This window comes from Pseudarthrobacter enclensis, assembly GCF_001457025.1.
GTDB classification, from domain to species: Bacteria; Actinomycetota; Actinomycetes; order Actinomycetales; family Micrococcaceae; genus Arthrobacter; species Arthrobacter enclensis.
On the sequence record NZ_KQ758600.1, the window covers coordinates 597018 to 612222 of the forward strand.

At 68.9% G+C, this 15205-nt stretch carries 17 protein-coding genes and 1 riboswitch; of the genes, 8 read left to right on the top strand and 9 right to left on the bottom strand.

The annotated features are described in order from the left end of the window. Position 1 precedes the first annotated feature (1 nt). Positions 2–895, top strand: coding sequence for a glucose 1-dehydrogenase (locus tag AS031_RS07335; protein WP_058267460.1), 894 nt, complete (start codon positions 2–4; stop codon positions 893–895). Between the two features lie 3 nt (positions 896–898). Here AS031_RS07335 and AS031_RS07340 read toward each other — a convergent pair whose 3' ends face one another. From AS031_RS07340 to AS031_RS07350, 3 genes are read right to left on the bottom strand one after another with little or no spacing between them, the layout of a single operon-like run. Beyond that, entirely contained in the window at positions 899–1342 is a 444-nt protein-coding gene (locus AS031_RS07340) for a DUF1810 domain-containing protein (RefSeq protein ID WP_058267461.1), read from the bottom strand. 2 nt (positions 1343–1344) lie between these two features. Beyond that, positions 1345–1932: a DNA alkylation repair protein gene (locus AS031_RS07345; RefSeq protein ID WP_058267462.1), complete on the bottom strand. Its 588-nt coding sequence runs from the start codon at positions 1930–1932 to the stop codon at positions 1345–1347. Continuing rightward, entirely contained in the window at positions 1929–2288 is a 360-nt protein-coding gene (locus AS031_RS07350) for a TraR/DksA family transcriptional regulator (RefSeq protein ID WP_058267463.1), read from the bottom strand. Before AS031_RS07350 ends, AS031_RS07345 begins: the two co-directional genes overlap by 4 nt. 106 nt (positions 2289–2394) lie before the next feature. On the opposite strand from AS031_RS07350, the gene AS031_RS07355 reads away from it, so the two are divergent. Then, on the top strand, positions 2395–3369 hold the full coding sequence (locus AS031_RS07355; RefSeq protein WP_228379582.1) for a hypothetical protein: 975 nt from the start codon (positions 2395–2397) through the stop codon (positions 3367–3369). Positions 3370–3552: 183 nt separating this feature from the next. After that, positions 3553–3725: riboswitch (cyclic di-AMP (ydaO/yuaA leader) on the top strand. A 3-nt stretch (positions 3726–3728) separates the two neighbouring features. Continuing rightward, entirely contained in the window at positions 3729–4577 is an 849-nt protein-coding gene (locus AS031_RS07360) for a C40 family peptidase (RefSeq protein WP_058267465.1), read from the top strand. A 90-nt stretch (positions 4578–4667) separates the two neighbouring features. Here the strand turns inward: AS031_RS07360 and AS031_RS07365 are convergent, their stop codons facing one another. Genes AS031_RS07365 through AS031_RS07380 form a run of 4 tightly spaced genes read right to left on the bottom strand, consistent with a single transcriptional unit; the run spans position 4668 to position 8062 of the window. Continuing rightward, positions 4668–6140 carry a protein adenylyltransferase SelO gene (locus tag AS031_RS07365; protein ID WP_058267466.1) on the bottom strand — a complete coding sequence of 491 codons (1473 nt, stop codon included), beginning with the start codon at positions 6138–6140 and terminating at the stop codon, positions 4668–4670. Positions 6141–6149: 9 nt separating this feature from the next. Continuing rightward, positions 6150–7076, bottom strand: coding sequence for a ribonuclease Z (locus tag AS031_RS07370; RefSeq protein ID WP_058267467.1), 927 nt, complete (start codon positions 7074–7076; stop codon positions 6150–6152). Then, positions 7069–7593: a mycothiol transferase gene (locus AS031_RS07375; protein WP_058267468.1), complete on the bottom strand. Its 525-nt coding sequence runs from the start codon at positions 7591–7593 to the stop codon at positions 7069–7071. Before AS031_RS07375 ends, AS031_RS07370 begins: the two co-directional genes overlap by 8 nt. Before the next feature lie 37 nt (positions 7594–7630). Beyond that, the gene (locus tag AS031_RS07380; protein WP_058267469.1) at positions 7631–8062 is read right to left on the bottom strand and encodes a hypothetical protein; all 432 of its coding nucleotides are present in this window, start codon (positions 8060–8062) and stop codon (positions 7631–7633) included. Between the two features lie 237 nt (positions 8063–8299). On the opposite strand from AS031_RS07380, the gene AS031_RS07385 reads away from it, so the two are divergent. The 3 genes from AS031_RS07385 to AS031_RS07395 all read left to right on the top strand — a co-directional run bounded on the left by AS031_RS07385 (position 8300) and on the right by AS031_RS07395 (position 11353). Then, positions 8300–9166 carry a universal stress protein gene (locus AS031_RS07385; RefSeq protein ID WP_058267470.1) on the top strand — a complete coding sequence of 289 codons (867 nt, stop codon included), beginning with the start codon at positions 8300–8302 and terminating at the stop codon, positions 9164–9166. 78 nt (positions 9167–9244) lie between these two features. Beyond that, entirely contained in the window at positions 9245–10771 is a 1527-nt protein-coding gene (locus AS031_RS07390) for a DUF4389 domain-containing protein (RefSeq protein ID WP_058267471.1), read from the top strand. Positions 10772–10894: 123 nt separating this feature from the next. Then, positions 10895–11353: a universal stress protein gene (locus AS031_RS07395; protein WP_058267472.1), complete on the top strand. Its 459-nt coding sequence runs from the start codon at positions 10895–10897 to the stop codon at positions 11351–11353. An 81-nt stretch (positions 11354–11434) separates the two neighbouring features. Here AS031_RS07395 and AS031_RS07400 read toward each other — a convergent pair whose 3' ends face one another. After that, complete coding sequence (locus AS031_RS07400) at positions 11435–11896, bottom strand: universal stress protein (RefSeq protein ID WP_058267627.1); 462 nt, start codon at positions 11894–11896, stop codon at positions 11435–11437. Positions 11897–12119: 223 nt separating this feature from the next. Here AS031_RS07400 and AS031_RS07405 point away from each other — a divergent pair, with 223 nt between their 5' ends. Then, positions 12120–12800, top strand: a complete 681-nt coding sequence (locus AS031_RS07405; protein WP_058267473.1) for a response regulator — start codon at positions 12120–12122, stop codon at positions 12798–12800. A gap of 15 nt (positions 12801–12815) precedes the next feature. Here the strand turns inward: AS031_RS07405 and AS031_RS07410 are convergent, their stop codons facing one another. Next, entirely contained in the window at positions 12816–14468 is a 1653-nt protein-coding gene (locus AS031_RS07410) for a sensor histidine kinase (protein WP_058267474.1), read from the bottom strand. A 252-nt stretch (positions 14469–14720) separates the two neighbouring features. Between AS031_RS07410 and AS031_RS07415 the strand changes: the two genes are divergently transcribed. Further along, complete coding sequence (locus AS031_RS07415) at positions 14721–15179, top strand: pyridoxamine 5'-phosphate oxidase family protein (RefSeq protein WP_058267475.1); 459 nt, start codon at positions 14721–14723, stop codon at positions 15177–15179. The last annotated feature ends 26 nt before the right edge of the window (positions 15180–15205 follow it).

The window sequence follows — 15205 nt, forward strand, 5'->3', positions numbered from 1 at the left end:
CATGACTGACCAGTACACCTTCCGCAACCCGGTGACCGCCTACGAACACATCTCTCCGCCGGAACAGCACCAGCCCGAGCCTGGCCTGGATGCCGCCCTGACCCCCAAGGCCGATCTCGGCGAGGACACCTACCGCGGCACTGGCCGGCTGGATGGCCGCAGGGCGGTTGTCACCGGCGCGGACTCAGGCATTGGAGCGGCAACAGCCATCGCGTTTGCCCGGGAGGGGGCAGACGTCGTGCTGTCCTACTTGCCGGAGGAAGAAGAGGATGCGGCGCGCATTGCCGGAATCATCGAGGCCGCCGGGCGCAAGGCAGTCAAGGTGCCGGGCGACCTCAAGGACCCTGCCTCCTGCCGTGAGGTGGTGGACACCGCTGTGGCTGTGCTGGGCGGCATCGACATCCTGGTCAACAATGCCGGCAAGCAGGTGGCGCAGAAGGATATCGCGGACATCACCGACGAGCAGTTCGACCACACGCTCAAGACGAACGTCTACGCGATGTTCTGGCTGACGAAGGCGGCGTTGCCGCACATGCCGGCCGGCTCGGCCATCATCAACACGACGTCCATCCAGGCCTACAACCCCTCCCCGACCCTGGTGGATTACGCCACCACGAAGGCGAGCATCAACAACTTCACAAAAGGCCTGGCACAGCAGCTCGCGCCCCGGGGCATCAGGGTCAATGCGGTGGCGCCGGGTCCGATCTGGACACCGCTGCAGGTGAGCAGCGGCCAGCCCAAGGAGGAGCTGCCCGAATTCGGCCAGTCCACTCCCCTGGGACGCGCAGGCCAGCCCGCCGAGCTGGCACCTGCCTACGTGTTCCTTGCCTCAGCCGAGTCAAGCTACGTGGTGGGCGAGACGCTGAACGTCAACGGCGGAAGCCCCACACCGTAGCTCCTAGTCCTGGTCCTGTTCGGCCAGCAGGGCATCCGTGGCTTCATCCGGCTGCCCGTCAAAGAATTGGGCGAGGACGGTTTTGAAGACCGTTTCGCCGGGCGCGGCGCGGAGGAAGAGCGTCATGGACGACCGCAGCTTGCGGGCGTCGATGCCGCCCAGGATGTCTTCGGCGCTGCGCCCGGCGTGCTGGACCAAAGCCTGGGCGCATTCGAGCAGGCGCGGTCCGAGGACGTCGTGCTCCAGGTAGGCCCTGGCTTCGGCCAGCGAGCCGAGCGCGTAGGTCCGGGCCGCGGCGCTGTGACCCAGCCCTGCGACCTGGGGGAACACGAACCACATCCAGTGGCTGGACTTCCGTCCCAGCTGGAGTTCAGCCAGCGCCTGCCCGTAGGTGCCGCCGGCCTCCTGGGCGGTGATGAAGCGTTCCAGGTTATAGGGATCTGCCATGGTCATTCTCCTTTCGAAGGGGCGGCGCCCCGTGCTTCCTGCGGGTTAGTTCCAGCGGCCTCAGGCCCGGCGGCTCCGGCGAGCCGGGCGGCGGCTTCGCGCAGGTGCCGGTCGGGGTCGGCTGCCCAGCGCGCCAGGACGGTTCCGGCACGCTGCCGGTTGCGGCTGTCCAGGCGCGCCATGAGCGGCTGGAGCACGTCGGCGATGAGCGGGCCGGAAAGTTCCGGGGTCTGCGCAGAGCGCAGGAACCCTTCGATCCTGGTCAGGTCCGAGTGGCGCAGCATTCCGGAACGCGACTGCAGGAGCACCACGGCGGCCAGCCGGCGCTCGTAGACGGGCTGCGATCCGGGTCCTGGCCGGCCCCACAGCGCCGAGGCCAGCATCACGACGGCATCGTGGTCGAGGTCCTTGAACTTGCGGAGGGCGTCGCGGACGGTGCCGCGCACCGCCCCGACGGAGGAACCGTAGGAGGCGAGGGCACCGCCCAGCCGGCTGCCGACGTCGTCCGCCCGATACCAGGACCCTTCGTTCTGCAGCGTCCTGTCAATGAATTCCACGGCCGCGGCGAGGGTTCCGGGACCGGACGTCATGCGCGGCGTCCGGCGGCGGCATGGGTGATGCAGTAGGGCGTCCACGGCCTGGCCTCGAGCCGGCCCTCAGCGATGGGTTCCCCGCAAACAGCGCAGGTGCCGTAGGTTCCGGCAGCGATCCGGTCCAATGCGGCTTCCACATCGCGCAGGCCGGCCGAACTCTGGTTAAGCAGGGCCGACGCCTGGGACAGTTCGAAGGCTATGGTGGCGCCCTCGGGGTCGTGCTCGTCGTCCACGTTGGCGCCCTGCCGGGCTGAGTTCGCAGCGGCGATGTCTGCCCGCAATGCCGGCAGCAGCGCGAGTTTGCGTTGCCGTTCTTCTTCCAGCATCTGCCTGAACCGCTCGTAGTCAGCCATGAGGAAAGCCTAGCCCGGTATCAGTGCCGGTTGTTGTCCCCGCCGTGGCGCCAGGCCGGGCTGTTCGGGACCGCCCCGGCTCCCCGGCAAGGCCTAGACTGTGCCCATGGCCAGGGGCGGTAGCTTGTCACAGGGTGCGCAACGCTGCAGCACCCCGGCCGGCGGTGACACCGCCCCCGGTGGAATCCGGGCTTCCCGCCGGCTGCGGCCCTGGTTGCCGGTTGCTGCCCTGATTGGCTTGGCTGCCTGCTCGCCGCCGGCGGACGGTCTCCCCGGCCCGCCACCCAGCCCGCCCGCTCCGGCCTCGGTCGAAGTAAACCAGTCCCGGGACCAGTACGGCCAGCGGGCCATCCTCCTGGTGGTCACCAACCTCACGGACGGCTCCATGGCAGTGGACAGGGTCACTGTACGTTCGGTCCTGTACGCGGGCGGCATCGTCGGAGTACCGAGGGACGGCGTGCTGGACCTGCCGCCCCACCAACCCAAGAGCATCCCCGCGCTGTTGCCCGGCCCGGACTGCGCCGCAACGCCCGCCAAGGCACCCGCGCCGGACGCCCTTATATCCTTTTCGGTGGAAGGGCAGCAGCCTGCCGGACGGGAAATTCCTGCCACCGACCCGTTCTCCGTGTTGCCGCGTACCAGTGCCGAACTCTGCCTGGCCGTAGATGTTGCGGCGGCAGCGGACATCGTTCTGGAGCAGGGACTTGAGCCCTCCGCGGACGGACGCACCGCCGTCGTCCGCCTGGTGCTGACTCCGGCGCAGGGCATGGCCGCGGACCGGCCGGGCAGGCCGCTGCTGACCGTACACAGCGTGGGCGGCACTCCCCTGTTGGCGGAGGATCCGGCAAAACCCTGGCCGCGCGACGTCACCGTTCACGCCGGCGGGCCTGCCGTCACCCTGCCCTTGACGGTGCGGCCGGCACGCTGTGATCCTCACGCCGTGGCGGAGGACAAAGTGGGCACGCTGCTGCCGCTCACCGTCACCGCCGGCGCACACAGCGGCGTCCTCAAGGTCTCCGCAGACGCACAACTTCGCGCGGAGCTTTATGACTTTGTTACGTCCGCTTGCCGCCAGCCCTAAGACAACCGCGTCCTCCCGCCCAGATCAGGGAAACGGCGGATAGTCCATGCTCTTGCTTAATCGAGAGGGCCGCCTCGCATGTTATCCAAATGTGACAATTGGGCGGGGCGCGGGTTATGGTCGTACACGTGTCCCTCCCAAGCGGGACATTCCCCTCAGCTTGCCGAGCCCTGCCGCTGAAACGGGATTCAATCGCTTTCCAACTGGCAGGGACGGGGGAACCAAGTTTCCACGGCTTCGATGAAGCCTTGGGGTTAAGTCGATAGCGCCTTCCGTCCCTGACGACGCGCGCTACCGGCCGGGCATCTCCAGCCCGAACCCGACAGCTCACCCCGCAGGCATGGGAGAGGCGATCAACTGTGTCAAAAAATTTCACCACCGCCCGTCACCGCGCGACTCCGGCTGGCTCCATCGCGCTCCAGGGCTTGGCCGTGACAGCCAAGGCCCAGGCCCGGACCCTCGGTCGCCCGGCGCTGGCGGTAGCCGCAGCATCCGGCATTGCCTTCGGCGTCGGAGCCCCGGCGCATGCAGGCGTGACCGGCCCGGACACCACCGAAACCACTAACGTCCAGGCCTACTCCGCGCCGGCAGCCCCGGCCGCTGCCGCACCCGCGGCAGCCACAGCCACCGTCCACACCGTGGTCTCAGGCGACACCTTGGGTGCGATCGCTTCCGCCTACGGCGTGACCCTGAACGACCTGCTGGCCGCCAACGGCCTGGATATCTCCGCGATCATCTACCCTGGCGACCAGATCTCCATCCCGGGTGCCGGTTACGCAGCACCGGCCGCTCCGGCCGCCGCGCCTGCCCCCGCTCCGGTGCAGGCCGCCAGCGCCGCCGCTCCGGCGAACACCGGCATGAACCTGGCCTACGCCTCCGCCACCCCGGCGGCCACCGGCACCGGGACCGGCGCCGCCATCCTGGCGAACGCCTACGGCCAGGTGGGTGTCACCCAGGACTGCACCGCCATGGTTGAAAAGGCACTGCGCGCCGTGGGCAAGTCCGTTGGCGACCTCGCCCCGGCCCAGTTCTACCAGTACGGCACCGTGGTGGGCTCCCCCGCCCCCGGTGACCTGGTGATCTCCGCCGGCCACGTCGGCGTCTACGCCGGTGACGGCCAGATGGTCAGCGGCGGTGTCAACGGCAGCCAGACCGAGGTCCACTCCGTCAGCTGGGTGGGTGCCGCGTCGTACGTGCGCGTGGCCTAGCCTGACGCACCTTGCTGAAAGGGGGCGGCAGCCGGATAACTCCGGCTGCCGCCCCCTTTGCCGTATCAGGACAAGGTCCGCCTGCTGCGGCTAGGTTCCGCAGAACGTCACATAGTTTCCGAAGTCCCCGGGCGCTTCCTCGGCGTACCGCTCCAGGCCGGGGCGTTCATCGAACGGTGACTGCACGGCGGCAAGAAGTGCCCACAGCGGCTCCAGGTCACCGGCCGTGGCGGCGGCCAGCGCCTCCTCCACCAAATGGTTGCGCGGAATATACACGGGGTTGACCCGGTCCATCAGGCCCGCGTCCGGTTCCACCGCCAGCCACTGTTCCGCCCAGGCGTCGAACACCGCCAGGTCCATCACCATGCCCCGGACCGGCCGCAGGTCGCCCCGCGCGGCCTTGGCCAAATTCCGGAAGAACAGGGTGTAGTCGACTGGCCCGTCCCGGAGGATGGCCACCACACCGTCCACGAGGTCCGTGACTGCCTCGGCACCTGAACCGGAGCCGGCGGTTTCCAGCCCGATCTTGGCCGCCATGCCACCGAACCAGGCCCCGCTGTACTGGCCGCGGAACGCGCCAAGCGCCTCCACTGCCACCGGGACCGCCGCCTCCTGGTCCTCGTTGATCAGGGGGAGCATGGCCTCCGCGAGCCGGGCCAGGTTCCATTCGGCCATGACGGGCTGGTTGGCGTAGGAGTACCGGCCGCCGACGTCGATGGAGCTGTACACGGCGGATGGATTGAAGGCGTCGAGGAAGGCGCAGGGGCCGTAGTCGATCGTCTCCCCGGAAATGGTCATGTTGTCCGTGTTCATGACGCCGTGGACGAAGCCAACCAGCATCCACTGCGCCACGAGCGATGCCTGGGCAGTGACGACGGCCTGGTAGAGCGCAAGGTAAGGGTTTTCCGCCGCGGCGGCCTCGGGGTAGTGCCGGCTGATGGCGTGGTCGGCCAGCCGGCGCAGCAGCGCCGTGTTCTCCGTGGCCCGGGCGTACTGGAAGCTGCCGACACGCAGGTGGCTGGCCGCCACCCTGGCCAGGACGGCGCCGGGGAGCATGCTTTCCCGGCGCACCTGCCGGCCGGTGGACACTACTGCCAGGGACCGGGTGGTGGGGATGCCCAGCGCGTGCATCGCCTCGCTGACGATGTACTCGCGCAGCATGGGGCCGACGACGGCGCGGCCGTCGCCTGCGCGGGCGAAAGGCGTGCGGCCCGAGCCCTTCAGGTGCAGGTCCCGCACGCGTCCGCGGGCATCCTCGACTTCGCCCAGCAACAGTGCCCGGCCGTCGCCGAGCAGCGGCGAATAACCGCCGAACTGGTGCCCGGCGTACGCCTGGGCCACCGGCATGGCGCCCTCGGGAACATGGTTGCCGAGCAGCAGCCGGACGCCTTCGCCGGACCGCAGGTACGTCGGATCGAATCCGAGGTCCAGTGCGAGGGGCTCATTGAGGACCAGCAGCTCCGGCTCCGGCGCCTCTTCGGCCTGCCACGGCACGGCAAGTTCGTTGAGTTCGCCGGCGAAGCGGCTGCCGAGGGCAATGGTTGATGGTGCAGCTTCGGTCATGGTTCAAGCCTATCCGTGTGCATGGCCCGGTACCTGGTTGTTCCTGCCACCCTGCCTGCGCTGCGGAAGCCGGATGCGCTGCAGGTCGGCGGCGGCGGTCACACCCGCGCCACCGGAACGGGCCAGGGCCTGCCGGGCGAGGACCGGGACGTCGTCGCCGTAGCGGGCGGAAAAGTGGGTGAGCACCAGCTCGCGGGCGCCCGCGGTGGCGGCAAGCGCCCCTGCCTGCCCGGCGGTGAGGTGCCTGTACTCGCGGGCCAGGCCGGCGTCCTCATCGCTGAACGTCGACTCCGCGACCAGGAGGTCGGCACCCTCGGCCAGTTCCTCGGCCCCCTCACAGGGAGCCGTGTCCATCACGAAGGCAAACCGTTGCCCGGGCCGGGGGATGCTGACGTCCGCCAGCCTGACCCCGGCCAGCGTTCCTTCGCGCTGCAGCCGCCCAACGTCCGGGCCGGCGATGCCCGCGGCGGACAGCCGTTCCGGCAGCAGAGTCCGGCCGTCCGGCTCGGCCAGCAGGTAACCGTAGGTTTCAATCCGGTGCTTCAAGGGGCGCACGTGGAGGCCCTCGGCGACTTCCCCCGGGCCGCCGTGGGGGTGGAGCCGCAGGTCCAGGCCGGGCGTGCTGACGGAGACCAGCGCCCGCACCACATCTTCGCCCGCCGCCGGGTAGTGGAGATGGACCGGGCGGGTGACGCCGTCCAGCACCATCCTGGACAAGACGCCCGGCAGCCCGTAACAGTGGTCGCCGTGGACGTGGGTCAGGCAGATCCTGGTGATGCGCGCCGCCGGGACGCCGGCATGGATCATCTGCCGCTGCGTCCCCTCACCGGGGTCGAAGAGCACCCCTTCACCGTCCCAGCGCAGCAGGTAGCCGTTGTGGTTGCGGGTCCGGGTGGGCACCTGCGATGCGGTGCCCAGGACCACCAGCTCACGCACCGCTGGCGCCGGAGGACGCCGGGACGAGCCCCTTGGCGTAAGCCGCCTGCCCCACGTGCTGGAGGCAGTCCGCCAGCGTGCTGACCAGGCGGACTCCCAGGGTAACGGGCGGATTCCACTGGGTGTCCACGGTGCGGTCGAGATCCTGGCTGGTGACATCCTCCAGGACAGCCAATGTCTGCCGGTGGACGGCGCCGTAGTAGTCCGCCAGCAGGGCCGCGGTGGTGCGGACAGAATCGACCTGCTCGGAGGAGTGGCCGTACCCGGTATCCCGCGCGGTGAGCGGCAGCCCGAAGCGCTCCACGAAGCCGCCGGACGTCCACACCTGCTCCCGGCCAGCCGCCGCCGCCACCTGGGCGTCCTCCACCCGGGCCAAGTGCCAGAGGAGCCAGGCGATGTGGTTTCCCGTGCCGCCGGGACGGTAGTGCAGAGCAGCGTCGTCAAGGCCCTGCAGGGTTTCCGTGACTGCCCCGTCGATGCGCATAAAGCTGTCTTTGAGGAGTTCACTGGTTTTCATCTGCCCACCCTTCCGACCCGGCCGGGAAGCTGTTGTCCTAGCGTTCGAGGTCGTCCGGCTCGAACTCGCTGAGCGGGGAGCCGCCAAAATTTTCGGCGTCGTCACTGGCGTCCGCTTCCCCGCCGGTGGGTTCCTCGCCGAAATCCACGTCGGCGGCTGCCTGGCCCAGGGTGGGCGCGTCCGGCGGGACCTGCTCGTCGCCGGCCTCATACCTCGCCTGGGCAGTTTCATCCCGCAACGCCTGGTCACTCAGGAAGTCCTCTTCCTCGCCGGAAACCGCTTCGTCCTGGAGCAGCGGATCCTCCTGCCAACGGTCCGGATTCTCCTCGGCGGCGCCCGGGTAGCTGTCCGGTTCGCCCTTGACGGGGTCAAGTTCCGCCGAGGCGGCACTGCCGGGCGTTTCATCGAGGAGCACATCGTTGTCTTCGACGACCTCAAGGCCCTCTTCGGGCAGGTTCTGCTCAGTCATGATGATCCTTTCGTGGAGCCAGCCTGCGCTGGGGACGATGCCTGACAATGCAATAGTAAGCATACTGACCACCATGGTGCTGGGAAACCCGGACGGTGACTTTCGGCCCTACAGCGCATACCTGGTTGCGGCCACCCTTAGAGGCAAGGAGGCGCGCGGACGCCGCGACGCTCCGGCGGGCGGCCCCTTCCGGCTCCTGTCCCCTGTCCGCACCACCGAAAGGCCAGGAATCCGGCCATGACATCACGCAAACCTATCGCCGTCGCCACCGATGACTCGCCGCAGAGCCAGGCGGCTGTGCTGTGGGCAGCCCGCCGGGCCGAAAAGGCGGGACTTCCGCTGGTGCTGCTCCACGTGGTGGATGACCGGTGGGTGGCCGAACCCTACCCATGGTTCGGCGTCCTGGAAGAGGCCGGCGACCAGCTGCTCAAGACGGCGGCCGGGCGTATCCGGGGCGCGACGCCGGTGCCCGTCACCACAAGGCTGCTGACCGGAAGTGTTGGGGGTTCCCTGGCCAAATACTCGCGCAAGGCCTCCATGCTGGTGATCGGCTCCGGTTCCGGACACCTGGGCGGCACGCTTGCCGACCGGGCACTGCAGGTTGCGGCGTCCGCGAAAGTGCCCGTGGCCGTCGTCGGAACGCAGGACCTTGCGGGCCGCTCCGGCGTGGTGGTGGGGATCGACGGCTCCGCCGAGTCGACTCAGGCGGTGGCTTACGCGGCAGCGGAGGCCGACAGGGAAGGCGACGAGCTGACCGTGGTGTACGCCATCAGGATGCCGGACCCGCTCACGGACGCCGGGCTGGCTCCGGCAAGCCTGTCCGACTTGATCTCCGAGGAGGAACGGGTGGTCCTTTCCGAGGCCGTTGCCGGCCTGGAGGAAGACTACCCCGACCTTAAGGTGCGGCGGGTACTGGAGACAGAGCTGGACCCGGTGGACGCCTTGGTGCAGGCAGCCGGCCGGGCGAGGATGCTCGTTGTGGGAAGCCGCGGCCGGGGAGGGTTCAAGCGGCTGATGCTCGGGTCCACGGCCCACGGGGTGCTCAAGCACCTGCCCTGCCCCACCATCATCACCCGCATCCAGTCCGGCAAGAACCTGGCCTGACCAAGGGCCCGGTACGGCGTGGCCCATGCCAACGCCGTGCCCCCTCTGTCCGACCTACCACGTCCAGGCGGCAACACGATGAGAAAAACTGCAGCGGTCATCATGCTCATCCTGGGGATTGTCCTGTCCCTGGCGGGCCTGGCCGCCCTGGCCGGCGGCGCCGTGGCCATGGCAGTGGGGACGGCCCAGGGCGACGGCTTTTTCACCACCGGGACGGCCCGGCTCTCCGTGCCGTCCCACGCGTTGACGTCCCCGCGGCTGGATGCCATCGGTGAAGGCGCCCCGCCGCAGTTGCCCTTCGATGTGGGAACCATGCGGCTCAGGGCAGCGTCAGTGGACCCCGGCAAGGAGATCTTCATCGGCATCGCGCCCAGCGCCGACGTGGACAAGTACCTGTCCGGCGTCTACCACTCGGAACTGCTCGACGTCGAGATGCAGCCTTTCCGGGCGGAGTACCGTGACATTCCCGGCGCTTCCGCGCCCGCACTGCCGGCCCGGCAAACGTTCTGGGCTGCGTCCGCCTCAGGTCCGGGCCAGCAGGAGCTCACCTGGGACCTGGCAGCCGGAAGCTGGTCCATCGTCCTGCTGAACGCCGACGCCAGCCAGGGCGTGTCCGCCACCCTGCAGGCCGGGGCACGGTCCGGGCTGATCAGGCCGGCAGCCACCGGCCTGCTGGTGGGCGGCGCCCTTGCCCTGGTGGTGGGCGTCCCGCTGCTGATCTTCGGGGCCATGGGGCTGGGACGCCACGCCCGGACTCCCGCCGGCCCGGGCGTACCAGGCGGGCCGGGAATGCCGTCCGGCGGCTACGCTGCAGTTCCGGGATACCCGCCGCCCGGGAACTCCGCAGCCGCACAAAGCGGCCCGTCACCGGCACCTGGTTACCCGGCGGGCATGCCGCGGCCCCGCGAGGACAACGCCGGCGCCATGGAACGGGCACCCTATCCCGCCCGGCTCACCGGTGAGCTGGATCCCGGATTGTCGCGAGGGCTGTGGCTGGTCAAGTGGTTCCTGGCCATTCCGCATGTCATCCTGCTGATCTTCCTCTGGTTCGCTTTCGTGGTGGCCACCATCGTTGCGGGGTTCGCCATCCTCTTCACCGGCCGGTATCCGCGGGCGCTTTTCGATTTCAATGTTGGAGTGATGCGCTGGAACTGGCGGGTGGCGTTCTACGCATACGCCGCCGCCGGCACCGACCGCTATCCGCCGTTCACCCTGGCGCGTACCGGGTATCCGGCTGATTTCGAGGTGGACTACCCGGAGCGGCTGTCCCGCGGGCTGGTGCTGGTCAAGTGGTGGCTGCTGGCCATCCCCCACCTGCTGATAGTTGCCGCCCTCGCCGGAACCGCCTGGACCTGGCGGGCCGAAACCACAGACCTGGGCACCACCTATGAGCGCACCACCGGCATTTCACTGCTGGGCATCCTGGTCCTGGTGGCCTTGGTGGCCCTGCTGTTCACCGGCCGCTACCTGCGCCCGCTGTTCGACCTGGTCCTGGGCATCAACCGCTGGATCTACCGGGTGATGGCCTACACCGCCCTGATGCGCGACGAATATCCGCCCTTCCGGCTGGACCAGGGTCCGCATGATGCACCGCCGCCGGCGTAGCCTGTCCAGCAGGAGGCACCTTCGCCCGGGCCCGGCAGCACCCCCGGCCCCTGATTGGCACGGAAACAAGCACCAGCACCGCGTGCCCGGACGGGTAGGGGACGCAACACCGAAGGAGATGACATGGGTTCAGCCGGAGCACCGTTTCAGCGGATCATTGTGGGGGTGGACGGCTCGCAGGCCTCCGTGGAAGCCCTCCGGCAGGCCCAGAGGCTTGCCGTCCCGCTGGGAGCGAAGGTCCTGGCCAATGCCTACTGGGACTACCCCCAGGTCTACTCGGGCTACCTGATGATGGGCATCGAAGGGTTCGAGGAGCGCGCCGGCGAGATCCTCGAGGAGACGGTCAGGACCGCCTATGGCGACGAAACGCCGTCGAACGTTGTTGCCGCCCTCGTCCGGGGGCACCCCCGCGACGCGTTGATCGAGGCCAGCCGCGACGCCGACCTGGTGGTGGTGGGCCGTCGCGGACACGGCGGATTCGGCGGCCTTCTCCTGGGGTCGGTCAGTTCCGCCCTGGTGGCCCACGCCCACTGCCCGGTGCTGGTGGTGCACACACCGGAATCGCCTCCTGAACCAGCCTGACGGAAGTGGGCACCGGCCTCCGGCGTCCCTTTGGCAGGGCCTTGCCGGTCCGCGCGTCAGCAGCGGAAAGTCCGACGGCGGTCAGGCACCACCGCCGGCCTGCTCTTCACCGGAGTGCACCACCAGGACGGGGCAGTGGGCATGGCTGACGCACGCCATGCCCACGGACCCCGGCACAAAACTGCCGTGACCGCGCCGGCCAACGATGAGGAGCGAGGCGTCCCGGCTGGCCTTGACGAGCTGGGTGGCGGGAGCGCCGCGCAGGAGCCGTCCCCGGACCCGGGCCGGCTTCTCCTGCCCGAAGGCTGTGGCGAGGGCCTGCTCCAACTGCTGCCTTGCCGCGTACTCGAACCCGTCAATGCCCACTGCCAGGTACAGCCCGTACCCGGCGGGGACATCCCAGCAGGTCCACGCCTCCACGGCCGCTCCCAGCGGTTCCGCCAGGGACAGGGCGGTCCTCAGCGCCGCCACGGAGGCTTCCGAGCCGTCAACACCCACGATGATCCGGGGCTCGGTTCCATCAACTGCCACGGCGGGCTCCATTTCCTCGCGAAGGTACGGCTGTTCCCAAGCCTGGCGGCCTGGCAGGCTGGCCGGCCAGTGCCATTGGTCATCGAAGCGCGGATGGGTCACCGGAGGGAGTTTCCGACTTTGGTCCCTTACATCCAGGAGCCCGGCCAGCAAGAATGGTATTGGCCCTGGGCTGCAGGGTTCCCGCGCAGCGGTGCGGCCGCAGGGATGGTCCTTATGAAAATGGGAGCGTAGCGTGCAAAGGCTTGAATCAGGCTCGGGGGAAACCACACATCCGCAGGAACCGCTGCGTGTCTTCATCCTCGATGACCACGAACTGGTCCGCCAGGGGCTCAAGGACCTCCTGGAGGGCGAGGGCTTCACCGTGGTCGGCGAGAGCGGCTCCGCAGCCGAGGCCACCCGCAGGATTCCGGCGCTGAGGCCGGACATCTCCATCCTGGACGGGCGGCTGCCCGACGGTACCGGCATTGAAGTCTGCCGGGACGTCCGCTCCCTCGACCCCAGCCTGAACTGCCTCATCCTGACCAGCTACGACGACGAACAGGCCCTCCGCGGCGCCGTCCTGGCGGGTGCCTCAGGCTATGTCCTCAAGCAAATCAGGAGTGATGACCTCCTCACCGGAATCCGCAAGGCCGCGGCCGGGCAATCACTCTTTGATTCCGGAGTCAGGGAACGCATTGTCTCCGGCCTGGCCAATACCGCAACGGATCCACGGATGGAAGGACTCAGCGCCCAGGAGAAGAAGGTCCTGGCCCTGGTGGGGCGCGGCCTCACCAACCGCCAGATCGGTGAAGAGCTGTTCCTGGCGGAGAAGACGGTCAAGAACTACGTCTCGTCCATCCTGGCGAAACTGGGTTTTGAACGCCGCACGCAGGCGGCCGTCTTCGTCACCAGGAGCGGTCAGGGCACCCAGTGACCGGTCCGGGCATGGTCACCCCAGCCCCACGCTCCAGCTGATCCTGGTCCCCTTGCCGGGCGCACTGTCAATAGTGCAGGTGCCGCCCAGCAAGCCGGCCCGGTGCCGCATGTTGGCCAGCCCGCTGGTCCGGACGGGGTGCTCGAAGCCCCGGCCGTTGTCCGTGACCACCAGTTCCACACTGTCCGCTGCCGCGCTCACCGAGACCCGGATATCGTCCGCGCCGGAGTGGCGTGCGGCGTTGCTCAGGCCTTCGGACAGGACCGAGAGCAGGTGGCCGGCGACCTCCTCCGGGACAACCTCGTCCAAAGGGCCGCTGAAGGACGCATGCGGCGTCACCGCATAGCCACGGGACGTCTCCTCCACCACCTTCAGGACGCGCACGGTCAGGGGTTCGGGGTTGCCGCCGGTGCGCAGCGAGTAAATGGTGTCCCGCAGCTTCCGGATGGTGTCGTCCAGTTCGGCGGTGACGGCTGCGATGCGCTCGTGGGCCACGGGGTCGGGGGTGTAGCGGCGGAGGCTCTGGATGCTCAGGCCGGCAGCGAACAGCCGCTGGATCACGAGGTCGTGCAGGTCGCGGGCAATCCGTTCCCGGTCCGTGAACAGGAGGTTCTGTTCACGCAGCGCGTGGACGCGGGCCAGGTCAAGGGCCAGCCCGATCCTGCTGCCGAACAGCGAACTGGATTCCACTTCGGCCTGGCTGAAGGGGCCGGTCCCGGAGGGACGGGCCAACAGCAGCACGCCGTTCTCGCTGCCGCTTTGGCCCAGGGAACATACCAGCACGGCTCCGAGCTTTTCCGCCACGCCGTCGTCGAAAACCTGTTGCGGGTCCCGGACCATCACCGACTTCCCGGTGCCGAGAACCTCGCCCACCACGCCCGAGGGCCTGAGTTCCTGGCCGGCCTGCAGCCCTTGGACGCCCAGCGACGACCGGCAGCGCAGGGCGCCGTCACCCGAGGGAACGGCAATCACCGCGAGGGCGGACTCTGAGACCCGCAGGGCCGTTTCCGCCACGAGGTCCAGGTTCTCCGCATCGCCGGGCCGGGGCGTGACAATCAGCCGGCTGCTCAGCTCCATGCCGGCCTCCAGCCACTGCTGGCGGCGCCTGCTGTCGTCGAAGTGGCGGGCGTTCTGGATGGCCACGCCTGCGGCGGCGGCAAGGGCCACGGCAAGGTCCTCATCCTCCGGGGTGAAGTCCTGGCCGCCGCTCTTTTCGGTCAGGTAAAGGTTGCCGAAAACTTCGTTGCGCACCCGGACGGGCACGCCCAGGAACGTCTTCATGGGCGGGTGGTTGGGCGGGAAGCCCGAGGCGATGGGATGCTGGCCCAGGTCGTGGAGCCGCAGGGGGCGCGGCTCCCGGATGAGCAGGCCCAGGACTCCATGGCCAGTGGGCAAATCCCCAATGGACCGGATGCCGTCCTTGTCGATCCCCACCGTGATGAAATGGCTGAGGCTCCGGTCCTCCCCGATGACACCGAGCGCCCCGTACCGTGCCCCGACCAGGTCGCAGGCGGAACGCACCAAACGGTCCAGGACCGTTTCCAGGCTGAGGTCCTGGGCCAGGGCCACGACGGCGGAGAGCAAGCCGTTCATCCGGTCCTGCGTCTGCAGCAGTTCATCGGCCCGGGAAACGAAGTCCCGCAGGAGGTCCTCGGCCCGCTCCCTCATCGGCGAGCGCCACGGCTCAGTACTCACGTCCGACCTCCTGTTGAAACGGCCTGCGTCGTTGCAGGCCACCAGCAGTGCTCCAGCACCCGGGCGGTGGTTCCCGGAGGCATCGCAGGCGCCCGGGCACGCAAACGATGGCTTGGCACCATCCTAGGAGACGCCGCCGGGCGGCGGAATGGCCGGGAGCGGCCGAATCCGGCACAGGGACCTTGTTCCCTGTTGCGTCCGGACCGGCCGCCCTAAGCTACGGCCATGGAGAACGGCGCAACAGCAGCAGAAACGGAAATCCTGGACGTCCACGACTGCTGGAAACACCTGCAGTCCGTGTCCGTGTGCAGGATCGCTTTTCCGCACGGGGGCACGGTGGAGATCATTCCGGTCAACTTTGCGGCCAGTAACGGGACGGTGCTCATCCGTACCGGCGACGGGACCACCCTGGATTCGCTGGCCGACGGGCAGGCGGTCTCGCTGGAGGCCGACGGGCTGAACCAGTACGGCACCATCGCCTGGAGCGTAGTGGTCAAGGGCCGGGCCGTGGCGGCGGACGGGCCCGGGGACTACGAGGACGCCAACGGCGCCGGACTCTCGCCATGGCAGCCGGGTTCCAAGAACAGGCTCATCCGGGTGACTCCGGACGAGGTCAGCGGCAGGCGCTTCGTCATCGCTCCCCCGGGCCGGAAGGCAGAGCAGGAGCCCGCCGGCCAGGCCTGATGCCGCACAGCCGCCAGCAGCACGAA